We start from the raw sequence: 24,117 nt of genomic DNA, 5'->3' as shown, positions 1-24,117 counted from the left end.
AGTGCCGCCGGCCTCGATCGCTGTCGCCGGCGGACAACCGGCACTTCTCGAAGGCCCTACGGCGACAGCGATCTCGCGTTCATCACGATGCTGTCGCTGCTGCAGCCGGCTGCCACCGTTCGTGCGGCTCGACTTCGTGCGACGGCGCAGGCCGTTCCTCGATCCACCCGACTGACCACGGAGCGTGTTCGTGACCATCACCGCTGAACTGGAGGCCCGGATCCTGCGCCTGTATCACGTTGAGAAGTGGCGCTGCGGCACCATCGCGCGCCAGCTCCACCTGCATCACACGACCGTGCGTCGCGTGCTGGCGCAGGCTGGACTGCCCCGGCATGGGCCGCAGTTGCGCTCCGCGATGATCGACTCTTATCTGCCGTTCATCCGGCAGACCTTGACCAAATTCCCCGACCTCACGGCCAGCCGGCTGCATGCCATGGTGCGCGAGCGCGGATACCGTGGCGGGCCTGATCACTTCCGGCATCTGATCAGCCTGTATCGGCCACGGCCCGCGGCCGAGGCGTACCTTCGCCTGCGTACGCTGCCCGGCGAACAGGGCCAGGTCGACTGGGCTCACTTCGGCCATATCCAGGTCGGTCGCGCTCGTCGGCCGCTGATGGCCTTCGTGATGGTGCTTTCGTACTCGCGCGACATCCACCTGCGCTTCTTCCTCGATGCGCGAATGGAGAACTTTTTGCGCGGCCATGTCGGCGCCTTCAATGCCTGGTGCGGCGTGCCGAGAGTCCTGCTCTACGATTTTGTTCCCGGGAACAAAATCGTAGTTTTGTGTCGGATTTCGTTATGTGGCCGGAGGCGGTATGAGCCATGTTTGGAAGCGCCATGTGTGTAGTAGCGGCAACATAACGGAGCGCTCGTGCCAAGATAGTCTCCTTCTTTCCTCAGGAGATTGTCATGTTGGAGAAGTACTACATCCGTCCTGCCACCATTGATCGTATTCACGAATCCTGGATCGCTTCCGCGGTCGAGCAATACGTAAGGTGGATGGCCGAGCGTCGTTATACGGACAGGAGCGTGTCTCGTCGGATTCCCATTGTGGTGGGCTTTGGCGAGTTTGCGAGAACGCACGGTGCTAGCGATATCAAGAACCTCCCCGATCACGTCGAGTCGTTTGTGCAAGCGTGGGTCAGCAAGCATTGCAGAGGACGTCGCTCGCCCCTGCGGCGTAAACAGGCCGCCTTCGAAGTCCGCAATCCTATCTGCCAGATGCTACGGGTGGCGGTCCCCGGCTACGTTGGCCAGACTCGTCTTCATAAGCCGGATAACCCCTTCGAGCGTCAGGCACCCGAGTTCCTGAGCTACCTCACCGAGGAGAAGGGCCTTCGTCCGGGGGCGATATATGGATACCGATTCAATTTGCGGCGGTTCGCCACGTATCTTGAACGCATGGGCATCGACGACCTCGCAAAGTTATCGCCAATCGTGCTCAGCGGGTTCATTGCCGAGTATGCTCCGCCACGAGCTTCCTGGGCAACGGTTCGCAATGCATGCGGCGTGCTGCGGGTCTTTCTACGCTACCTCAATCGTGAAGGAGTTATAGCCAAGGATCTCAGCTCGTTTGTCGAGTTCCCGCAGTCGTACCGGCACGCTGGCGTGCCAAGATCGATCAGTTGGGAGCAGGTCGAGCAGCTGCTGGCGAGCATCGACAGACGGTCCCCCTTGGGTAAGCGCGACTACGCAATGATGATGCTGCTTGCAACATATGGATTGCGGGCAGCGGAGGTTGCCTCGCTCACGCTTGATGACATCGACTGGCGCAATGAGCGGCTCAAGATCCGGGAGCGCAAAGCAGGCAATACCACCACCTATCCTCTCTCGGCGGCGGTGGGTGGCGCAATCGTCGAGTACCTCAAAATGGGGCGGCCCGTGACAGAGCATCGCGAAGTATTTATGCGCAATTGCGCTCCGCACGCTCCGATTACCTCGGCGGCAGTCGTCAGTCGAGCCGCCCACTTCATACGCAAAGTCGGAATCGCCGTACCGAGACCCGGTTCACATGTACTGCGCCATAGCTGTGTTCAGCGTCTGTTGAACGCTAATTTCCCTCTGAAGCATATTGGTGACTACGTCGGTCACCGCAGCGCATCTTCAACCCAAATCTACGGGAAGATTGCTGTCGAGCAATTGCGGGAGATCGCACTCGGCGATGGGGAGGACGTGCTGTGAGTACCGATGGACGTTTCCAGAGTTTTCTAGGTCCCGAGATCGAACAATTCCTCGCCCACAAGCGTTCGCTGCGAAGGCGCTATTTTACCGAAGAGAAGACGCTCGCGCTGCTCGATGCCTTCTTATCGAAGAACAAAATCGACGACCTTGCCGAGATAACTCCGGCACTGGTGGATGAGTTCCTTCTCTCGCGTCCTCGGTCGCGCCCGAGAAGCTATAACCACCTGCGCTGTACGGTGGGACGACTGTTTTCGTATCTCGTCGATCACGAGAAGCTCGCCCAGACACCGCTGAGATCCCCGCCACGCCGTGGAAGATATCAGCGCGCACCGTTTATCTTCGACGCAAAGACAGCTAGCCGACTGCTCGCTCTTGCCAAGGATCTTCCGAGTAACGGTGGCACAATCGACCGTGGCAACACGTATTTCGTACTCTTCGCTGTCCTGTATGGATTGGGCTTGCGCGTCGGAGAGGTCTGCCGACTATGTCTCAAAGATATAGATCTGGAACGGCGATTGCTCGTTATCCGGGAGACTAAATTCTACAAGAATCGTCTCGTCGCATTTGGACCGAAGCTCGGAGCGCTCCTGACTCAGCATCTACGTCAGCGTTTAGTCGCGACGCGCGCAGCCGCAACTGCAGACGACCAACCACTGTTCTGCTTGCGCGGAGGGCGTCCGATCAATCCCGGGACCGTCAGTCAGACTTTTCATACCATGGTCCCGAGCCTAAATTTGCAGATCCCACCGGGTATTTCACCGCCGTGCGTACATAATCTTAGGCACTCGTTCGCCGTCGGCGCACTCACGCGCTGGTATCGGCTTGGCATCGATCCGCAAACGAAGCTTCTTGCACTCTCGACTTTCATGGGGCACAGCGACATCAGCTCCACGGCAGTGTATTTGACGACGACGCCAGAGCTTCTCGAACACGCCAACCGCCGCTTCCGTACCTTTGCTGCGGTAACGCTTGGGGAGGAATTGGCATGACACTCTCCCTCGGTGCACTGGTCCAGTCCTTCTTTACTGACCATCTTCCGATACAGAAGGGCCTGCGGCTCGGCTCGATCTGCAGTTACCGTGACACAATCCGCTTGTTCCTGTGTTTCGTGTCCGAGCGGAGCGGTCGTCGGATTGCAATACTGGCGCTTGATGACTTGACGTTCGAACGTAGCCTGGAATTCCTGAAGTACCTGGAGCAGGAGCGTGGCAATTCGGTGTGTACCCGCAACCAGCGGCGGGCGGCACTGAACACCTTCTTTGCCTACCTCGCCGTGCGAGTCCCCGAGATGCTGGCGGTTTGCCAGCGGGTAGCAGCTATCCCTGTCAAACGCACATCACTCCCGGATACCCATTTTCTCGGACGAGAGGAGGTAACGGCTCTGTTTCGGTCGCTGCCTCGAAAAGGGAGGCTTGCACTTCGCGATCGAACGCTATTGCTCTTCCTCTACAATACGGGCGCCCGCGTCCAAGAAGTTGCTGATCTTCGTATCGAGCATCTTGAGCTCAAGCCGCCGGCCAAGGCCCACTTGCACGGTAAGGGTGACAAGTGGCGCATTTGCCCGCTTTGGGATGAGACGGTGAACCATCTCAAAGCGCTCCTTGCCCAGCGTAGCGTATCGCCTAGCGACCCAGTCTTCCGTACTCCTCAAAACCGTCCTCTAACCCGATTTGGCATCTACAAACTCGTGAGGCGACACGGTGCATCTTTCGATACCCGCGGACCGAAACCCAGACGGGTCAGCCCGCATCTGTTTCGGCACACCGCTGCCTGTCACCTGCTGGAAGCCGGCGTCGAGATCAACGTCATTCGAAGTTGGCTCGGACACGTGAATCTCGACACTACCAATCGCTATGCCGAGCTGACACTCCGAGCCAAAGCCGAAGCACTGCGTGCGTGCGAAGTCGGTTCAGATATTTCTGCGGCACCCCGGAATCAAGTTGCCTGGAAGGACGATAAAACCCTGCTTGCTTGGCTCAACTCACTGTAGTCCATTATGTACCCACATGCTCGTGATCCGCCCTTGAAAGTCAGACCCGCGTCGAACTCGGCCACATAACGAAATCCGACACAAAACTACGATAATTTGAAGAGCGCGGTGCTCGAGCGCCAGGGTGAGGCGATCCGTTTTCATCCGACGCTCCTGGCATTCGCGGGCCACTATCGCTTCGAACCCCGGCCCGTGGCGGTTGCCCGCGGCAACGAGAAGGGGCGGGTTGAACGCGCGATTCGTCACGTTCGCGACGCCTTCTTCGCCGCGCGCAGCTTTGCCGATCTGGCCGACCTGAACGCGCAGGCCGAGCACTGGTGTCGCGGTCAGGCGGCCGATCGACCCTGTCCCGAGGATCGGACCATGACCGTCCGCCAGGCCCTGGTCCAGGAACAGCCGCTGCTGCTGCCGCTGCCGGAGAACCCCTTTCCGGTCGAGGAGCAGTTGGCCGTGAAGGTCGGCAAGACGCCCTATGTCCGCTTCGACCTCAACGACTACACCGTCCCCCACACCTGCGTGCGCCGCACGCTGACCGTACGCGCCGATCTCGACCAGGTCCGGATCTTCGATGGCGCCGAGATGATCGCCAGCCATCGCCGCAGTTACGACCGCGACGCGCAGATCGAGGACCCGCACCACCTGCAAGCGCTCGTGCAGTTCAAACGCCAGGCCCGGCAGCACCGCGGCGTCGACACCCTGACCAGGGCTGTGCCGGCCTGCCAGCTGCTGCTCACCCGTGCCGCCGAGCGCGGCACCAACATCGGTGCTCTCACCAGCGCACTGCTGCGCCTGCTCGATCGCTACGGCGCGGCCAGGTTGCAGACCGCCGTCGAGGATGCGTTGCGCGCCGGATCGCCCCACACCAACACCGTGCGGGCCGCGCTGGAGCGGCAACGCGCGGCACGCGGCGACCCGCCGCCCGTCGCGGTGAACCTGCCCGAGCACGTGCGGCGCAAGGATAGCCCCGTGCAGCCACACCGGCTCGACACCTACGATCAACTCACCACCAGGGATGACGATGATAGCCAATCCAGCCCAGTATGAGCCCCTGCGCCTGCGCGCCAAAGCACTGCACTTGAACGGCCTCGTCGCCCACTGGTCCGAGGTCGGCGATGCCGAATGGATCGCGCTGCTGCTCCAGTGGGAGGAAGAGGAACGCGCGCACCGCTCGTTGCAACGTCGCATCCGTCAGGCCAGGCTTGGCCACTTTAAAACCATGGCCGACTTCGATTGGGCATGGCCAAAACGGATCGACCGTGGCGCCGTCGAAGAGCTGATGTCGCTGGCCTTCCTCGCCGACGCCACCAATATCGTGTTTGTCGGCCCGAATGGCGTCGGGAAGTCAACCCTTGCCCAGAACATCGCCTACCAGGCGCTCATCCAGGGCCATACCGTGCTGTTCAAGCCCGCCAGCCAGATGCTCGGCGAGCTCGCCGCCCTCGATAGCGATGCCGCTCTGCGCCGACGCCTGCGCCACTACGCCGCTCCCGACGTTCTGGTGATCGATGAGGTCGGTTATCTCTCCTACTCCAACCGCCACGCCGATCTGCTGTTCGAGCTGGTCAGCCGCAGATATCAAAACCGCTCCACACTGGTGACCACCAACAAGCCCTTCGCGGAATGGTCCGATGTCTTCCCGAATGCCGCCTGCGTCGTCTCCCTGGTCGACCGTCTCGTCCATCGTGCCGAGGTGATCTCCATCGAGGGCGATTCCTACCGCTTCAAGGAAGCCCGCGAACGCGCCGAAATCCGCGCCAGTCGCCGCGCCGCGACAAAATCCTCCCTGCACAAGGCGCCGCCGTCATGAGTCCCAAAACCCTTGCTGCCCTCGGGCCGCCGGCGTGGCCTGGCCTTCCTCGTCCCGGACGACTGGACCCCAGAACAGGCGCTCGCCGTCTTCGAGCTGCTCGACGACCTCCTCGCCGTCATCACAGACGCCTATGGAGATCAACTCACCGACATCCTGCGCAAGCGGCGCTCGCAGGAACAAACCGCGACGCCTGCGAACTATGATGATCCGCCCTGACCGGCCCTCGTCAGCACAACGGGGGCAGCACCTCCGCCCCCGCTCTTGTCGCCATCTTTGCGCGCTTTTGCACCGCCATCAACAGGGGTGAGTAGGCCGGGGGATTTTCACCCCCGGCCTCTCGCAGAACGGTGCGTGAACCTCTCGATTCACACCGCTCCCATCAGGTGAACGTGGTCGTTCCGAACAACTGCCAGTGTACGAACAGCTCCGCATTATCCCGAGCCAACTTTCGCAAGAACAGCGACGCACGGGTTTTGTGGAGCCGGAAGCGCTTGTACTTTCGCATGATCCACGCCTTCAGCTTCTGATTGACGTAGTCGACCAGAGAGAACAGCGCCGAACGGCTGAACCGGCCATAATAACCTATCCACCCCCGGAGGAGCGGATTGATCTGTTGGGCGATCTCAGCCAGCGTCCCCGGCGTTTGCCGAGGAATGTGCAAGCTTCGGATCGAAGCTCGCATGGCCTTCAAAGCTGTCGGACTGACCGCCGGGGTGTATCCACAGAAGAACTCCTTCCGCTGTGACGTTGCCACCTGCCGCGGCCTGAACTGATATCCGAGGAAGTCAAACTTGACCCTCGGATACGTTCGCCGACGTCTGTTGTCCTTGCAGTAGACGATCTGCGTCTTTGTCGGGTGCATCTGAAGTCCGCACACCTCCAACCTTGCTTGAAGCTCCGCCTTAATGGCTTCCGCTTCTTGCTCGGTCCGGCAGTGCACCAGTCCGTCGTCGGCATACCGACACCAAGGGAGATCGGGATGTGTCCGCGCCATCCAGAGATCAAACGCATAATGCAGGAACAGATTGGCCAGCATTGGGCTGATCACGCCCCCTTGCGGGGTTCCGCGGATCCGCTCAACGAGCTTCCCGTCCTTTTCCATTGACGCCGTCAGCCATCTTTCGATGTAGAGCAGCGCCCATTTGCATTTCACGTGTCTCCGGACCGCCTTCAGCAGAAGATCATGCGGGAGATTGTCAAACAGTCCTTTGATGTCGAACTCCAGGACCCAATCATATTTCCAGCACCGCTGACGCGTGACGCCGACGGCGTCCAGAGCCGATTTTCCCGGCCTGTAACCGTAAGAGTCCGGCAGGAAGATGGATTCCAGTTCCGGCTCAATCATCTGCTTGACCACCATCTGCGCGATCCGATCGCTGATAGTGGGCACACCTAAAATCCTTTCGCCGCCCGTCTTCTTTGGAATGGAGACGGCGCGCACCGGAGGTGGAAAGTACGTCCCTGACGACATGCGATTCCAGATTTTGTAGAGATTCCCTGCAAGATCTGTCTCGAACATCTCCAAGGTCTGTCCGTCCACTCCAGCCGCTCCGCGATTAGATTTGACCGCCTTGTACGCTTCGTACACTCGCCGCTTCTCAATCGAGAACGGCTTGTTTATCGCACTGTTCGAAGTCATCCTGTTTCCAGTTGGTCCAAGAGTACGACTACCTGACCCGATCCCTTTGCTCCGACCCCATTACAGGGCCCTCAACGCTCCTACGGATCGGTCCGCCCCAGTCTCTTGCATCGGTACTCTCGCCTCACGGTTGACGCCGCTTGCGCTTCTCCCTTGGCATCAAGAGCCTGGTTCCTGCAGTTCCACGCGAAAGCCTGTGTCCGACTCACGCCCCCTCTACGCCGGTCGCCGCCCGCCCGGTCATCAGGCATCTGGCGGACTTGTCCCAGGATGACGAAACGGTCCTGGTTTTGACGACACTTGGATTCATAACGACGCGTCTTCGAAGGGTTCACTTTCGTTCGTCTTTCGGACACTCACCTGCTCGGTTTAATCCGAACTTTTGATCCGACGCTCACCACCACGGCTCTTTACCGCAGCAGCTCGGACTGGTTTGAGACCCGCTCCTGAAAGCCGATCTCGGGGGGCCAGCCCCCATCTTTCCCGCAGCTTCACCATCGGTCTTAGTTCATGTTGAACTCCTTCCGCTGTCTGCAGCACACTCTCGTCGATAAAGACCAGCCGCTCAGCTTCGACGCGACCTTGATACTTTGCCCACTGGGCTCGCCGGCGTGCTACCTCGGGACGATCGCGTTCGCCAGCCGCCACGCTTTTTTTTGAAGCTGAGCTTCTCGGCGTGCACGAAGTCCCACACCGAGTGGTAGTCGACCTTCAGGCCGCGACCGGCAAGCTCGGCGACGAGACCGCGTATCGTGAAATCGCCGTCCTTGATCCGCTTCGACAGCCAGACCGCGTGCTCGCCTGAAATTGCCTTCGGCTTGTAGCCACCGATCTGACTTGGCTCAACGCTCCCGGTCTCATCGACCCGCTTCATCCAGCCAATGGCGGTGCTGATCGCCACCCCAAACTGCTTGGCGGCCCGATTGCGAGACATCCCGCCCTCAATCGCGGCCACGACACGCTTGCGAAGATCCAGAGAATAAGGCTTGCCCATCCATGCTGGCCTCCGCCCAGCCAGCATGGTGAATCAGAAACTGACTGATTTGGGAATCTGGAGGGTTCTGTGAGGTCGCGTGGCAGGCGCGGGCCGCGCGCTCAGTGGCGCGTGCGACCTCATAGAAGCCGGATTGAACGAGCCGCTGCCACGCCCGAGCAACAGGCGAGCTTCAAGGCCGATGATCGTCGACGGTCGCCGGGCTCAAACGCTTGCACAACTTGCGCGATATGGCACGGATGTTGCTAATTGGGGAAAGTAGGTTGTTGGCCGTATGTGCTGTCAATGGGTTAGGCGTGGCAGAAAAGTCACTCATGACAACCCTGGCGCGAGAAGCGCGGTAACGGCCTTCTACGAATGCGACGGAAGTGCAGAAGGCCCGAGCATCTCCCCTTGGATCTGCCGAGATGTTGTTGGTCGCTGTCATAGTCGATCCGTTGATCCGACTGCACGGGTCTATTGATTTGAGGCACCACCTGCCGACGACGGTTTTGGCACTCCCACTCCAGCAACAAATTCAATGCCGCGCCAGCGGCTTCGTTCAATCCCAAATCGATTCAACCTAACTCCATCCCGCTTTAGTCCCTGAGGCTAGGTCACGTTGAGCGGTGGCATAGGCCAAGTTGGGCGCGGCACAAAGCGAGTATCGAGCTGACTGCGTGCCACCAACATGACTACAAGCGTCACAACGAGGGTTCATTAAAAAAGCTGTATCTCAACATTGAAAACGCTCACACGATGCTTTCGCAATGAATAGGGGGACGCTGCGAGACTGCAACACCATGGCGCGCAGCGGTTTCCTACCGTCCGACAAAGAATCTCGGGAATGCACCGGTGGCTGCATTCGCTTCTATGGCGCATCTGCGAAAGACCGGCGACGAGGAAAAAAGATTCCGCGCCGAAACTGACACCCGAACGCTTGTGTTACTTTATATTTATCAATCGCCGTCATGAGCACCGCGCGAATACAAGGTTCTCGGCTGTACCGACTGCTCAATCGCAAAAGCGGCCGGTAGTTCGCGAAGCCATGGAAAAGTGGCCGTCGATCGAGCATGGACGACGTTCCGGTGCCAGTTGGGGCCGTTGAGGCATGAGGAAGACGGGAAGGCTGGTTCGCCGAAATTCAGCTAGGCCGGGATCGACCGTCAGCGGTATGTCAGGTTCGGTTGCTTGCCTCGAGAGACAGAGCCTTACCAATTGCCGCTGCAGTGCGGCGTAGAGCCGGCAGAATTTGCGCCAGAAGGCGCTGGCGCTGTCCAGCTCCCCGCAAGACGAGACTGCTCACCGCTGCCGCTGTTTCGTCATTGACGCTGATCGGGACGGCCACAGCCCAGATCCGGGACTGGTAGACGGCATCGAGATAGCGCTCATCGGCAAATGCATACCCGTGACGGCGGGCAGCAACGAGGCGCTTGTTGAGGGTGTCCCAAAGGGCTGGAGTCGAGTCCCAGACATCCTTTGAGGATCGTAATCGGGCAAGCTGCTGTTCAAGTTCAGGAAGCGGTAGGCTGGCAAGCTGGACGATGCCGACGCCGGTCGCCAGCAGTGGAATGCGTGCGCCGAGCCGTCCGGGAATCGACAGGCCTTTGGCATTGCGGTTGGTGTAGACGATGGTCATGGCATCGTCCTCAAGAATGGCCAGGTTGGAGGGCCAACCGATCTCGGCCCGCAATTTCTCGATCAGCGGTTCGGCAAGTTGTACCAGGCGCGAGCTCGCATCGTACCCTCTGCTCAGAGTCTTGGTGCGCCCGGTGATTCCGAATGTCGTCCCGTCCGAGCGGCGATAGACATAGCCGTCCTCGATCAGGGTTTCAAGAATCCGCACAACGGTGGGTTGAGGCAATTTGGCCGCGCGTGCCAGATCGGTCGCGCTGATCGGGCCTTCCTCGCTCACAAGTCGGAGTACTGTCAGACCTCGGGTAATCGCGCGAACAGGCTGGAAGGACGGCATAGGTGAATCTAGGACCTCGAATCGCCCCGGCTACTCCGGGGGCGAGCATGAGTCGTATTGGCTTCCATCTTCTCGCATCAATCACTCGCCGAGCTGCCCGTCAAGGCCGGTGGACTCCTGGCACACCGTCCGGTGAGCCTCGCCGGCCAGGCGGGTTGCGCCGCTACCTTCATGACGATCAGGCCCCACCGATTGATCGAGAGCGCGCCTGACTAGCTGTTGCTGTTCAATTTCGTGCCGTTCGATCGACCCTCCTGCAGCCACCGGCAGGCGTGGCCGCGATATCGCTTTGACGATCCGACCATGTGTCCGCTTGTCCTGTCGCAGCAATTCAAGTATGTGGGATTGCGCTCCCTGGTTCTCAGGCTCTTCCTGGCACCAGATACATTCGGCTTTTTGATGCCGACCGAGAACTGCCGACAATTCCGCCACGGGGAAAGGATGCAGTTGCTCAATGCTGACCAGCGCGACATCCTTTTCCCGGCCCAAGGCCGCACGCATGGCCATCAGATCGTAGTAGATCTTGCCCGAGCAGAGGATGACGCGGCTGCAATCCGCCTTGTCTTCCTCCGCGATGATGGGACGGAAGCCCGTGCCGGCGCCCATTTCCGCGAGATCCGATGCGCAATTCTTCTGGCGCAGCAGGGATTTCGGTGCAATCATAAACAGCGGCTTGCGCCAAGGAGCGACAACTTGCCGGCGTAGCAGATGAAATAGGTTTGCCGGCGTCGAGGGATTGGCAATGATGATGTTACTACCGGCCGCCAATTGCAGCAGCCGTTCGATCTTCGCTGAAGAATGGTCCGGTCCCTGTCCTTCCAGCCCATGCGGCAACTGCACTACAAGGCCAGACATCATTTCCCATTTTGCTTCAGCGGAAACGATGAACTGATCGACAACGATCTGGGCGCCGTTGAGGAAATCACCGAACTGTGCTTCCCAGACTGTCAATTGATGCGGATCGGCCAGACTGTGACCATACTCGAAGCCAAGAATCGCATATTCGGATAGTGGGCTGTTGACGGGCTCAAAACTGATTCCGCGGGCAGCGGCCACACCGAGCGGCAAGAACCGGCGATCGGTTTGCATGTCATGAACGGCTAGATGGCGTTGGGTGAACGTCCCGCGAACCGTATCTTGCCCGGACAGCCGGACCGGAACGCCCTCTGCCAGTAAGGTTGCGAAAGCCAGCGCCTCGGCGGTGGCGAAATTGATTCCATGCCCGGACAGGATGGTTTCAAGCCTCTTCTGGTAGAATTGCGCAACTTTGGGATGGGCAACGATGTCGGCGGGCAGGGTGCAGGTCGCCGCGCCGATTTCCCGCAACTGTTCGATCGCGACGCCGGTTGCGACCGGCAGAAGTAAATCCGCGGAGTCGGCCCGCCGGATGTTGGCCCAGGCGATAGGACGATTCGAGTCGTCGTTTGGCCGCAACGATTCGATGGCCTCATAGCCTCGTTGCATTGCCGCCCTGAACTCGGCGGCAGCAGCATCGGCTTGGCTTCGCGCATCCGGATATTCGCTGGCGATTTCGGCTGCAAAGCTTTCACGGAGCGAAGGCCTGCCCTTGATGATGGCCGAGACTCGGGGCTGCGTAAAACTGGGTTCATCAAGCTCATTGTGACCGTTTCGGCGATAGCAGACGAGATCGATCAGGATGTCGCGTGAGGTATGGCGGCGCCATGCCAATGCAACTTCTGCCGCCCGCATTACGGCAAGCGGGTCGTCGCCGTTGACGTGAATGACGGGGACGCCGGTTGACTTCCCAATATCGGTGCAATAGCGCGATGACCGGCCTTCCGACACCGTCGTCGTAAAACCAATCTGATTGTTGACCACCAGATGGATGGTGCCGCCGACCTGATAACCAACTAGGCCACCGAGCTGAAGCACCTCACTCGTTAATCCCTGCCCCGCAAAGGCGGCATCGGTATGAAGCAGAAGGCACAGAACGTCTCCCACGCAGCCTGCGCGCTTGGCTCGGGCCAGTCCAGTCACAACTGGCGCAACCGTCATCAGATGGGAAGGGTGGGGTGAGATCGTAACTTTCATCCGCCGGTCGCCCCTGATTAGTTCGCCAGCATATCCAAGGTGATATGGTACGTCGCCCGTAAAGTCGGCGCCGCCATTGGTGAGATCGCGGCCTTTGATCTCAGCAAGCAGCAGGCCGACGGGCTTATCGAGCACGGTCGCGAGAGTAGCTAGGCGTCCCCTGTGCATTCCACCAATTGTTGTCTCGCCGACGCCAGCCAAGCAAGCGATTCGCAAGAGCTCTCGCAGGAAGACGATACTCGATTCCGCACCCTCCACGCCGAAACGTTTCTTGGACGGAAACTTCATTCGAATGAAGTCTTCAAACGTGTCCGCCAACGCAATCGATTCCAACGCGCGCGATACGAGATCGGCCGAAGCACTTTCGGCAAAAGTCTTTTCATAGATGTCATAGAGCCAGTCTCGCATCATTTCGTCTTCGACGTGAGACGCTTCCAGCGCGGACGAGCCGGAATAGATCCTGGCGAGCTCCGACGCGAGCACACCCATGGTCATTGTCCGGGGGACACCGACGGTCAGTGTGAGCCGGCGCTCGGCCTGTCCTTCGATTTCCTTTCGCAACCGGTCCAACCGATCAACCCCGATGGGTAGATTGAGCCCGAGCGGGTCGAGCTTGGCCTCAAGGTGGCCATGCACGCGGTAGGCTTCGATGAGACGCTGCGACAGATCGCTGATGGATCGCTCATTGTCGTTCAAGCCCTCGAGGTAAACCCGCCAGTCTGCCGGAACCGAATAGGGGTCGCGCTGATAGCGGGCGTAAAGGTCAAGGAAAAATGCGCTGGAGGTGCTGATAGGTAGATTCATAACGAGCGTCCGCAAGAGCCCTCAATCTGATCCAAAAAGGTCCGAAAAGCTTGGTCAGTTCGTGTGGCCGAGCAGGCCGCGTGCAATGACCTGCGCCTGAATTTCGGCGGCCCCCTCAAAGATCGAAAGAATCCTGGAGTCGCAGAGCACGCGACTGATCGGATACTCCAGCGCATAGCCATTGCCGCCATGAACCTGCAGCGCGCAGTCGGCGTTGGCGAAAGCCACGCGCGACGCCAGTAGCTTGGCCATGCCAGCCTCGATATCACAGCGGCGTCCAGCATCCTTTCGCCGCGCGGCGTAGTAGCTGAGTTGCCGCGCTAGCATCGTCTCTACCGCCATCCATGCGAGCTTGGCGTGGACGCGCGGGAAATCGATGATGGCTTTGCCGAACTGACTGCGGTCGCGCGCATAGGCCAACCCGAGTTCCAGCGCATTCTGGGCGACGCCCAACGCACGTGCCGCCGTCTGGATACGGGCGCTCTCGAAGGTTTCCATCAGTTGCTTAAATCCTTGGCCTTCGATGCCGCCCAAAAGATTCTCCACAGGAACAACGAAGCCGTCAAAACCAATTTCGTATTCCTTCATACCGCGATAGCCGAGCACGGGGATCTCGGTGCCGCTCATTCCCGTGGCGGGGAAAGGATCGGATTCCGTACCTCGCCGTTTTTCGGCGATCAGCATCGACAATCCCTGATAACCCTTAGCCTCCGGATCGGTTCGCACCAAGAGCGTCATCAGGTCCGAGCGCGACGCGTGCGTGATCCAGGTCTTCGCGCCGTAAATCCGGTAAGTCTCGCCTTCGCGCACGGCGCGCGTACGCAGGCTTCCGAGATCAGAGCCGTTGTTGGGCTCGGTAAAGACGGCCGTCGGCAGGATCGCGCCGGACGCGATGCCTGGAAGCCAGCGTTGCTTCTGCTCCCGCGTGCCGCCGAGGCGAATGACTTCAGCGGCAATCTCCGATCGCGTGCCGAGTGAGCCGACGCCCAGATAGGCACCGCTGAGCGCCTCCGATACCAGACACATCGCCACCTTGCCGAGGCCAAGACCACCATATTCCTCCGGAACAGTCAGTCCGAAGACACCTAGTTCGGCCAGCTTTTCCACCAGCTCGATTGGAATCAGTTGATCCTGACTATGCCACGCCTGCGCATTCGGGGTGATTTCAGCGGCGGCAAATCGAAGAAATTCGGTGCGCGTGGCTTCGAGCACGCTGTCCTCCAAAGCCAAAGCGCCGTAGCGACCTTCGGCGGCCGCGCACGCCAGCGTTTTGCGGTCGGTCGCGATCATCGCGGGGGCGGACAGCGCAGCGACCGCGGGCTCGGCAGAAATCGTGTAGACGTCCTCGCTGCTCACGCCCATGTCGTGCGGGCGGACGATTTCCGTCTGACTCATGACAATGCCGCCCACCAGTTGAGCGAGATATTCGGCAAAGCCGAGCCGCAAGATCGCCTGCTCGACATTGCCGAACTGCCCGGTCTGATCGAGTCTCGTCGCCCAGTTGAGTGCTTGGCGCAGGGCTTCCACGTAGGTCGCCTGCCAAGCAAAGCCGTGCACGGCGAATTGATGCTGTTCCAGAAGCGCAGACTGCAGCTTACCGTCGCGCCGGACCACCTTTTCAAGCGCCAACCGCGTACGCTGATGAAGCCGATCGGTCGCTGCCAGTGCCGCGCCCGCATCGTTTAGAAGTTGCGTTCTCAGGTCTTTGTCGAGCATCTGATCATCCCTGGACTAGGCACCGGCAATAGTGCCAGCGTCGTGAAGTTTGCCAATGGCGCTATCGGAGAGCCCCAGAATTTCGGACAGCACCGCGTCAGTATGCTGTCCAAGCGCGGGTGCCGCAGTCGGCTGCCGCCTCGACGCCTTGCCGAAGCCGAGCGGCGATCCTGGCGTGAGGACGCCGTCCACCGTAGATTGGACGACGGCACCCATCATGGGATTGGCAAGCGAACACCGCGGGTCGTCGCGCACTAACTGCCCGAAATCCTGATACGGTCCCCACAGAACGCCGCTACCATCAAACACGGCCGCAATTTCGGTGAGGCTCCGGGCGGCACACCAGGCCTCGAGAATATTGAAGATCTCCCGGCGAGCATGAAACCGCCCCGTTTCCGAATTCAGGTCGACATTCATTCTTGGCCCAACCGAGGCCAGCACGTTAGTCAAACCAGTAGCTTTGCCGATTGCGTGCCATTGACGGTTCGAGATGGCAACAATCATGACGCGTCGACCGTCGGCGGTTTTGAAGTCGCGGCCCAACGCGCCGTAGAGATCGTTGCCCATCGGAGGGCGGACATTGTTGTTGACCTGCACATCGGCAAGATAGCCGAGGTTTCCGACGGACGCCAACATCACGTCCGACAAACTGAGCGTAACCTCCTGGCCGCTTCCGCTACGCACTCGCGCGCGCTCGGCAGCGAGCAGGCCAGTGCTGAGATAGAGACCGGCGGCGATATCCCATGCCGGCAGAACGTGATTGACCGGAACTTCGTCGAGGCCAGTTGCAATGGGAAAGCCGCTCGCGCAGTTGACGGTATAGTCTACTGCGCCACTGCCATCGTAATTGCCGGTCAGGCGCAACATGATGAGGTCGGCGCGCTTTGCCGAAAGGGTCATGTAATCCATCCATCCGCTGGTAGGTAGGTTGGTCAGCAGAATACCGGCATCCTTGCCGGGGGCGGTAATCAATGCCTGCGCGATCTCTCTACCTGCGGGCGTATCGAGCGCCAGGGCGACGGAGCGTTTGGACCTATTCAGGCAGGCCCAATATAGGCTGTCACCATTGGGGGCGCGCGGCCAGCGTCGGTAGTCGATATTGCCACCGATAGGGTCAATCCGGATCACGTCCGCACCAAGTTGCGCCAACGTCATCCCGCCGAGGGGAGCTGCAATGAAGGCCGAAACTTCGACTACCCGTAAGCCCGATAAAACATGTTCCATCTAATCGATCCGTGCGTGGTTCGCGATGCTGCCTTTCGGCGTAATTGTCACATGAAACGCCGCGGGATGACCTTGCCCGGATTCAGGAGATTCATCGGATCGAGCGCCTTCTTCAGCGTTGCCATCATTTCCAGTTCGACTTCCGATTTGTAATGATCGATCTCGTCGATGCGAAGCTGGCCGATGCCGTGCTCGGCCGTGATTGACCCGTCAAGCCGCACGACGATATCGTGCACAATCCGGTTGACGTCGCTTAGCCGAGCTTTCCATTCATCGGCCTGGCCACCCTGAGCTTGCAATGGATTGAAGTGAATATTGCCGTCACCGAGATGTCCGAAAGCGAACGACCGTATCCCAGGAAAGCGCTTTCCCAACGCCTCGTTGGCTTGCGCGATGAAATCGGCGATGGCTGAGATCGGGACGGAAACGTCGTGCTTAAACGAAACGCCCTCCCGACGATGGCCCTCTGGGATTTCTTCTCGGATCCGCCACAATGCTGCGGCCTTTTCCGCCGAGGAGGCAACGACTCCGTCGAGAAGTTCGTTAGCCTCAAGGCCACGCCCGAAGGCGTTCAGGAGCCGGTTTTCGAGATCGTCTTCAGGGTCCTGGTCCGCTAGTTCAACCAGCAAATACCAGGGGTATCGTGTGTCCAGCGGATCCTGAATGCGATCATTGAATTTGCAGGCAATGTCGATACAAACACGCTCAATTAGTTCAATGCTGGTGAGCCGCTCGCCGAGCATTGCTCTGGCGCGACCAAGCCAGGCAACGGCACTTTGCGGTGACGCCGTGGCGAGCAAGGCGGTTGCAGTTTTTTTTGGAAGAGGCGAGAGCCGCAAGGTGGCCGCAGTGATAATCCCTAGAGTGCCTTCGGCCCCGATGAACAATTGTTTGAGGTCGTAACCGGCATTGTCCTTTCGCAGTCCCCTCAATCCGTTCCAGATCCGCCCGTCCGCCAATACGACCTCCAGCCCCAACACTTGATTGCGCGTGTTTCCGTATCTGATCACCTGTACGCCGCCTGCGTTGGTGGAAATATTGCCGCCGATCTGACAGCTTCCCTCCGCGCCTAAGCTGACCGGGAACAGTCGATCGATCTCCTTTGCCGCCTGCTGGATTGTCGCTAGCACGCAACCCGCATCGACTGTAATGGTGTTGTTGTCCACATTGATATCGCGGATGCGATTCATTCGTGCGGTCGATATGACGATCTCGGAATCGTCGTCGTGCGGCTGGCCGCCGCCCGTGAGGCCGGTATTGCCACCCTGAGGTACTATCGGCGTCTGCGTTGCCGCGCAGATGCGCACGACCGCGGCCAGTTCTTCCGTTGTCGCCGGTCGAACGACGGCGGGGACGCGCCCTTCCCAACTGTCTCGCCATGCGAGCATATAGGTCTGCATCTCGCTGCGATCGGTGATCAATCCCCGCGTGCCGACGACTTGTTCGATGGGGCCGAGGACCTCCCGCTTGAAACGGTTATTGTCCGCGAGCAACGAATTGCCATTGCCCCGTGGCCTTCCGCGAGATTTGGCGCTTGTGTGGCGTGAAGTCACTTCTTCGTTGCTCCCCGATACATTGACATGGCGGCTCTACTTGGTTGTCGCCGATCCAGTCCGCCAGACATATTCACTAGATGAATTGATCATTCAATAATAGTCTTTCTGATCGAAAGATGCTAGTAGCTCGTCACAGGAGAGTAGCCCCGCGGAATTTCACCGCGGGGCTCTCGCAGAACCGGACATGACAGTCTCCCGTCATCCGGCTCCCATCAGGCAAACGTCCCAGTCATACCGAGTCGCCAGTGCACAAAGAGTCCCGCACTTTCCTTGACGAGCCTTAGGAAGAACTGACTCGCACCAGTTTTGTTGCGGCTGAAGCGCTTGAACTTCCGCACCGCCCACGCCACGAGCGTCTGATTGACATATCGAAGGAAGGGATACAGTGCCGACCGAGTATAGCGCCCATAGTATGCAATCCATCCCCTGAGGAGAGGATTGATGTCTGAGGCTAGGTCCTGCAAGGACAGGTGTGTCCGCCGGCGCAAGTTCAAGTCCCGAATCGTCCCCCGCATGGTCTTCATTGCCGATGGACTGACTGCTGGATTAAATCCTCCAAACAGCGAGTTGGTTCGGGAATTCATTACCTGACGGGAGCGAAAGCAAAATCCGAGGAAGTCAAAGCTGACATTCGGGTGGTTGCCTTTGCGATTCCCATCTCTGCAGTAGACGATCTTGGTTTTCGTTGGATGCATCTCCAGATGGCACTCTGCCAACCGGACTTGAAGCTCGACCTTGAGGGTTTCTGCTTCTAGCTCGGTGCGGCAGTGCACCAGTCCATCATCTGCATAACGGCACCACGGGAGGTCGGGGTGCATCCTCGTCATCCAGAGATCAAACGCGTAATGGAGAAAAAGATTCGCCAGAGTCGGGCTGACCACTCCCCCTTGCGGGGTACCGCGGCTTCGCTCGATGATGGCTCCGTCTTCCTTCATCATGGGCGCCTTGAGCCATCTTTCGATGTACAACACAACCCAATTACACGTTATGTCTTTCCGGACAGCCCGGAGCATCAAATCGTGGTCGATGTTGTCGAATAGACCCTTGATGTCAAACTCTAACACCCAGTCATACTTCCAGCACCGCTGTCGCGTGACCCCTACAGCATCCAGCGCCGATTTGTTCGGCCTGTACCCGTAGGAGTCTGGAAGAAAGATTGGTTCTAGAATCGGCTCAATGACCTGCTTGACCACCATCTGCGCGATTCTGTCGCTCACAGTGGGCACACCTAAAATCCGTTCGCCTCCAGTCTTCTTCGGAATGGAGACGGCGAGCACCGGTGGGGGAAAGTAGCTTCCCGAGCTCATTCGATTCCAGATCTTATACAGATTTCCTGACAGATCCTTCTCGAATTCCTCGATCGTCTGCTTGTCCACTCCGGCCGCGCCCTTGTTGGATTTGACCGCTTTGTACGCCTCGTACACGAGACGTTTCTCGATGTTGAACGGTTTGTTTGTTGCACTCGTCGAGTTCATCCTGTTTCCAGTTGTTTCGGTGAATGCCACCGCCTGACCCGCCCCCTTTGCTCCAGTCCCATTACAGGACTTTCGACGCTCGTACGGGTCGGTCCGCCCCAGTTATCCGCATCGGTACTCTCGCCTCGCGGTTTTGGCCGCTTGTGCTTCTCCCTTGGCATCGGAGAACTGGTTCCTGCAGTTCCGTGCAATCGCCTGTATCCGGTTCACGCCCCCTTTACGCCGACCGCCACCTGTCCAGTCATCAGGCCTCCGACAGGTTTATCGCAGGAGAATCACCACCCCTGGTTTTGACGGTACTTGAAAGTATAACGACGCGTGATCGAAGAGTTCATTTTCATTCGTCTCCCGGACACATACCTGCGCGAGGTCTTCCCCGCGCTTTGACTTCAACGCTCACCACCACGGATTTTAGCCGCAGCAGCTTGAAGTGGTTTGAGACCCGCTCCTGAAAGCCGATCCCGAGGGGCCTACCCTCATCAATCGCACAGCTCGTCTTCGATTAGGCTAAGTCATTTCAACCTCTCCTCTTTCGTCAACTTCTGCAGCACACGTGATTGTGACTCTTTGGACGTTGCGGGATAGGCGCGGCCCATTTTGGCGCGGGCTTTTTCGGTCGTGAACATCCATTTGATGCGGGCGCCAGCGGCATTTCGTTGTTTCTCCCATGCGGCGATTTCGCGGCGGAGCCAGTTTGGGTCGTCGATCCTGCGGCCGAGGCACTGACCGCGGAGCACGCCGATCTCGATCTCGACCATGTTGAGCCAACTGGCGTGCTTTGGGGTGTAGTGGAACTCCAGGCGGCGCAGAATTCGCCGGGCTTCGTCAGGCGCGAATGCCTCATAGAGGGAGCCTACGGAGTGGGTCGACAGATTGTCCTGCACGACGCGGATGCACCCGGCGTCGGGATAATGAACATCGACGAGTTCGCGCATGCACTGGGCGTAATCTTCTGCCGCCCGTCGCTCTGTGACTTTGACTTTGCGCCATGGCCGATGCACGTCGATGCAGACGAAGAGATTGACGGTGCCGTTGCGGCGATACTCGCAATCGTAACGTTCGAGTTGGCCCGGCTCGGCGGGGATCGGCTCGCGAACCTCGCCGATGAGCTGGACCGGGCTCTCGTCGAAGACCACCGGCCGGTCGGGATCAGGCGCCTCGGCATAGAGGTCGAGCACGTCTTCCATGCGGGCGACATATTCGCCATCGACCTTTGGAATGCACCACATATCCTTGCGCCACGGCTTGAGGCCGTTTTCGGCCAGCCGCCGGCGCACCGTCTCGCCCGACAGGCTCTCGTGGTCGGTGAGCCTGACCATGGCGTCGGCCAAAAGCTCCAGCGTCCAGCGGGCGCGACCCTCGGGAGGGGTTGCGCAAGCCGTTGCCACCAGCAGGGCTTCCTCCTTGCCGGTGAGCTTGCGCTCTGCGCCAGGCCGCGGCTCCTCGCTCAACGCCTGCTCCAGATTGCCTTCCACGAAGCGCCGCTTGGTCCGGTACACGGTGGAACCACCCACCGCTACGGTGCGGGCAATCTCTTCATCGCTGCGGCCGGCATCGGCCGCCAGCAATATCTGGGCGCGCTTGAGCTTGCGGGCAGCCCGCTTGCCCTTGCTCAACATCGCGGTGAGTTCACAGCGTTCGGCTTGGCTCAATTCGACCCGATAACGTACATTCATCGCGACCTCCTTGTCGGAGGACCGGACGAATCGACAAATGAATCGAAAATCAGGCGCCGCTCGCAGCCTCAGCCCTCAAGGCTTCACCGAAAAGCAGGGCCAGTACCTGGCCTTCATCTACACCTACGCGCACATGTTCCGACGCCCGCCCGCCGAGACCGACATGCAGCGCCACTTTCAAGTCAGCCCGCCTTCGGTCCACCAGATGATCGTGACCCTCGAACGAAATGGTCTCATCCGGCGCCAACCCGGCGTCGCTCGAAGCATCCAAATCCTCGTGGCTCCGAAAGACCTGCCCATCCTGAACTGGCTCGGAATCAACCAGTCATAATCAGTGTGACGAGGTACTAGTAGGGTCCGTGTGCGAATGGCTTCTTCGCCAGCTATTCTCGAAAAGCCACGGCAAACTGCTGGAAGGCAAGATCGAGAGGCCTCGATTGAGAGCGTCAACCTTACGGACGGCTCTGGTGAGGTCTTCTCGGAGCGGCTTGTGCACTGCAGCGAGGCATGCAGGGTCCTCATGCCTTCCTTGATCGCCCGAACGGATGATGTCTTCGTCGTATGGGTACGTAGCAGATGCTCGGCGATCTCCTTGCGCAGGAGATCGCCAGGCCTGCTCGCCGCCGGATCAGCTGGCGTGTCGTAGAATTGTGAGAGGGAGAGCACGTGCGGCCTCAACCTCAAGCGCTTCGGCCGGGGTTTGCAGGACGGCCGCGGCTGTCTATCAGACGTTCCTTGGTTCTGTTCTGGCTTGGCGAACCATTTGTCAGGATCGGCATGGCAGTGCCGCACAAGCACAAGAACCTTCCTCAAGCCCTAATTTCATCATTTTAGGCCGCTGCATCGCGGAAATTGTGCGGATGAGCAGACAATTGCTGCCGGCGGCGGATGAGCGGCTCACCTTCATCATTGTGAGCGTTGCACGGACAGCGGACGGCTCATTCGGTGCGTCCGCCAGTATTCAGCCCACGAATTCAGAGTAGCCGCTATTAAGTTGCCCTCGTCGTCGCAGCCTCACTGATTACTGACGCGCGGCAGCAGGCCGGCGAGGAATCCGAACACGAAGCTCGATGAAGGCCGGTACCGCAGAGATCTGCCCACGAGGTGTCTTGCGCACCACCGCTCTCCGCTTGCCGCAGATCGTCGCGATTTCCAGCGTTGCGCCGATAATCATTGCGGAGAGCCATACGCGCCCTACGCTCTGTCTGGCCTCCCATGGAATGTCACCAACTCAAAATTGATTCGAGCTCAAATATATCTCAGGCCGATATCTCCAGCGGCGGCGTCATCTCCATGCCAATGGGATTCCGGAATTCGTTTGCATCCCTGAATGTTCGAAATTCCTCTTTGGCAGCCGATAAGAGACCGTTTTCCGTGAAGAGATCCTTTGCTAGGCCTGCCATTGCCTTGGCCGCGACTGCAATGCCTTTGTGCGCGGCCGGAGCCTTGCCTTGCGCAACGAGCTGCCACGAATGGAATGGTGTCCCGGGGGCAAAACATGCGACATTGCACTGCACAGTGGGGATAACCCAACTAACTGTTCCGACGTCTGTCGAGCCGTACGGCTTCACTGCATGGTCGAGCGGATAGATCCCGTCAAACAAAGGCTCCAGCCTAATGGGCAGCCCAAATCGAGCATAGTCGGCAGCAATGTCTTCTCGTGAAAGAGTCTTTTGAATCTCCGCAGCGAAGCGCCTGTCCGCATCATCGAATTCAGGGGCGCCCAGTCTCATAAGACTTCGCTGCATAGCCTCTTCCAGCACAGTATTTTCCACGAGGTTGGCGTCACCTGTAAGCTGCTCAATTTCAACGATTGTCTCGCTCATCAGAGCAGCACCTTGTGCAATCTTCTTGACGCGCTCCAGGAGTTGCCACATTTCTCCGAGTGTTGCTGCGCGTACCAGATGACGCACGATGGCTTTCGCTGGAACGACATTCGGCGCTACACCGCCTCCATCGATCATGGCGTAATGAATACGCGCTGTCGAGGGCATATGCTCCCTCATGTAGTTCACGCCAATGTTCATCAACTCGACCGCATCCAATGCACTGCGACCGAGCTCCGGAGATACCGCGGCGTGAGACGCGCGGCCATGGAACGTGAAGTCCACATCGACGCAAGCCAGGGATATTGCTCTAAAAACTCCGGTAAAGGCCGACGGATGCCAACATATTGCAACGTCGACATCGTCGAAGGCGCCCTCCTTGACCATAAAGCCTTTGGAGGAGCCTCCCTCTTCGGCCGGACAGCCATAGTAGCGTACGCGGCCAGGTAAACCCGCCGTCCGGAGCCATTCCTTGATCGAAGCAGCCGCCAGAAGGGCTGCGGCCCCAAGCATGTTATGGCCGCAACCGTGCCCCGGGCCCCCAACTATAAGTGGCTGATGCCGCGCAACGCCAGCTTCTTGACTGAGCCCGGGCAAAGCATCGTATTCGCCGAGGAACGCGATGACCGGGCCATCCTTGCCTGCTTCGCCCATTACAGCGGTGGGCATGCCGGCAACACCTGATTTGATCGAGAATCCTTCGCGCTTAAGCAGATCCGCGTGAAGAGATGCTGCAGTAAACTCCTGATAGTTCAGCTCTGGAGCATCCCAAATCTTATCGCTGAGATCGAAGTAAGCAGCGCTCTTCGACTCGACAATTGTCCAAACGCGATCCTCATTCGAAAGCATCAAAACCTCTCTCTCCGTCATCCCGGCATCGAGCCGCCCGCGAGCCTTGCCCAGGCACGGGTATTCGTACCTGCTTCGCGCCGGAATCGATTGTCAACCCTCGACCGATCGTCTACCGAGACCACGATCTGTCGGCGCTGACGATCAATTTATATGCAAGACTTCATTCCCTGTTAGAATGAAGTGCTCCGCAGATGAGGGACCGTCACCGGGAGTGATGGTCAAATTCGTAGCCTGCTAGCCACGATGACATCAGATTACTCCTTTTCCGACATCAAAAGGGATCTCGTTTGGTCCGGCGTCATTTTGGAAACCGTAAAGTCCGTGAGCCTGCAATGGTTGGACGCCGTCCGACATTGCATCACTTTTTACCG

General features: G+C 59.1%; 17 protein-coding genes and 1 pseudogene. 8 read left to right on the top strand and 10 right to left on the bottom strand.

Annotated elements, in window-relative coordinates:
* Positions 1-190 precede the first annotated feature (190 nt).
* The 7 genes from NLM32_RS08750 to NLM32_RS08720 all read left to right on the top strand — a co-directional run bounded on the left by NLM32_RS08750 (position 191) and on the right by NLM32_RS08720 (position 6,197).
* Complete coding sequence (locus NLM32_RS08750) at positions 191-847, top strand: helix-turn-helix domain-containing protein (RefSeq protein WP_254128700.1); 657 nt, start codon at positions 191-193, stop codon at positions 845-847.
* 62 nt (positions 848-909) lie between these two features.
* Entirely contained in the window at positions 910-2,181 is a 1,272-nt protein-coding gene (locus tag NLM32_RS08745; protein WP_254128699.1) for a site-specific integrase, read from the top strand.
* Complete coding sequence (locus NLM32_RS46060; protein ID WP_254128698.1) at positions 2,178-3,170, top strand: tyrosine-type recombinase/integrase; 993 nt, start codon at positions 2,178-2,180, stop codon at positions 3,168-3,170. Before NLM32_RS08745 ends, NLM32_RS46060 begins: the two co-directional genes overlap by 4 nt.
* The gene (locus NLM32_RS08735; protein WP_254128697.1) at positions 3,167-4,171 is read left to right on the top strand and encodes a tyrosine-type recombinase/integrase; all 1,005 of its coding nucleotides are present in this window, start codon (positions 3,167-3,169) and stop codon (positions 4,169-4,171) included. The genes NLM32_RS46060 and NLM32_RS08735 overlap by 4 nt, the downstream gene beginning before the upstream one ends.
* Before the next feature lie 108 nt (positions 4,172-4,279).
* Positions 4,280-5,215, top strand: coding sequence for a hypothetical protein (locus NLM32_RS08730; RefSeq protein ID WP_254128696.1), 936 nt, complete (start codon positions 4,280-4,282; stop codon positions 5,213-5,215).
* Positions 5,190-5,978 carry an IS21-like element helper ATPase IstB gene (gene istB, locus NLM32_RS08725; protein ID WP_254128695.1) on the top strand — a complete coding sequence of 263 codons (789 nt, stop codon included), beginning with the start codon at positions 5,190-5,192 and terminating at the stop codon, positions 5,976-5,978. Before NLM32_RS08730 ends, istB begins: the two co-directional genes overlap by 26 nt.
* Before the next feature lie 12 nt (positions 5,979-5,990).
* Complete coding sequence (locus NLM32_RS08720; RefSeq protein ID WP_254128694.1) at positions 5,991-6,197, top strand: hypothetical protein; 207 nt, start codon at positions 5,991-5,993, stop codon at positions 6,195-6,197.
* A 163-nt stretch (positions 6,198-6,360) separates the two neighbouring features.
* Here NLM32_RS08720 and ltrA (NLM32_RS08715) read toward each other — a convergent pair whose 3' ends face one another.
* The 9 genes and pseudogenes from ltrA (NLM32_RS08715) to NLM32_RS08675 all read right to left on the bottom strand — a co-directional run bounded on the left by ltrA (NLM32_RS08715) (position 6,361) and on the right by NLM32_RS08675 (position 21,068).
* Positions 6,361-7,620 (bottom strand): group II intron reverse transcriptase/maturase, encoded by a 1,260-nt coding sequence (gene ltrA / locus NLM32_RS08715; protein ID WP_254128651.1) that lies wholly within the window; start codon positions 7,618-7,620, stop codon positions 6,361-6,363.
* 528 nt (positions 7,621-8,148) lie between these two features.
* A pseudogene (locus tag NLM32_RS08710) lies at positions 8,149-8,614 on the bottom strand (IS630 transposase-related protein); the annotation flags it as partial.
* A gap of 1,156 nt (positions 8,615-9,770) precedes the next feature.
* On the bottom strand, positions 9,771-10,565 hold the full coding sequence (locus NLM32_RS08705; RefSeq protein WP_254128693.1) for an IclR family transcriptional regulator: 795 nt from the start codon (positions 10,563-10,565) through the stop codon (positions 9,771-9,773).
* Positions 10,566-10,646: 81 nt separating this feature from the next.
* A complete protein-coding gene (locus NLM32_RS08700; protein ID WP_254128692.1) occupies positions 10,647-13,421 on the bottom strand; it encodes a 2-oxoglutarate dehydrogenase E1 component in 2,775 nt (924 codons plus the stop codon).
* 54 nt (positions 13,422-13,475) lie between these two features.
* Positions 13,476-15,137 (bottom strand): acyl-CoA dehydrogenase family protein, encoded by a 1,662-nt coding sequence (locus NLM32_RS08695; protein ID WP_254128691.1) that lies wholly within the window; start codon positions 15,135-15,137, stop codon positions 13,476-13,478.
* Between the two features lie 15 nt (positions 15,138-15,152).
* Complete coding sequence (locus NLM32_RS08690) at positions 15,153-16,361, bottom strand: CoA transferase (RefSeq protein ID WP_254128690.1); 1,209 nt, start codon at positions 16,359-16,361, stop codon at positions 15,153-15,155.
* 47 nt (positions 16,362-16,408) lie between these two features.
* Positions 16,409-17,854 (bottom strand): FAD-binding oxidoreductase, encoded by a 1,446-nt coding sequence (locus NLM32_RS08685; RefSeq protein WP_254128689.1) that lies wholly within the window; start codon positions 17,852-17,854, stop codon positions 16,409-16,411.
* A 275-nt stretch (positions 17,855-18,129) separates the two neighbouring features.
* On the bottom strand, positions 18,130-19,392 hold the full coding sequence (ltrA, locus tag NLM32_RS08680; protein ID WP_254128469.1) for a group II intron reverse transcriptase/maturase: 1,263 nt from the start codon (positions 19,390-19,392) through the stop codon (positions 18,130-18,132).
* Positions 19,393-19,904: 512 nt separating this feature from the next.
* Positions 19,905-21,068 carry an IS630 family transposase gene (locus tag NLM32_RS08675; protein ID WP_254128688.1) on the bottom strand — a complete coding sequence of 388 codons (1,164 nt, stop codon included), beginning with the start codon at positions 21,066-21,068 and terminating at the stop codon, positions 19,905-19,907.
* Positions 21,069-21,105: 37 nt separating this feature from the next.
* On the opposite strand from NLM32_RS08675, the gene NLM32_RS08670 reads away from it, so the two are divergent.
* Positions 21,106-21,399, top strand: coding sequence for a LexA family transcriptional regulator (locus tag NLM32_RS08670; protein ID WP_254128687.1), 294 nt, complete (start codon positions 21,106-21,108; stop codon positions 21,397-21,399).
* Between the two features lie 928 nt (positions 21,400-22,327).
* Here the strand turns inward: NLM32_RS08670 and NLM32_RS08665 are convergent.
* The gene (locus NLM32_RS08665; protein ID WP_254128686.1) at positions 22,328-23,743 is read right to left on the bottom strand and encodes a M20 family metallopeptidase; all 1,416 of its coding nucleotides are present in this window, start codon (positions 23,741-23,743) and stop codon (positions 22,328-22,330) included.
* Positions 23,744-24,117: the final 374 nt, after the last annotated feature.

Source organism: Bradyrhizobium sp. CCGUVB14 (assembly GCF_024199935.1).
Taxonomy (GTDB): Bacteria; Pseudomonadota; Alphaproteobacteria; order Rhizobiales; family Xanthobacteraceae; genus Bradyrhizobium.
Note: the sequence above shows the minus strand (reverse complement) of the source record. Positions and strands in the feature narration are given on the sequence as shown.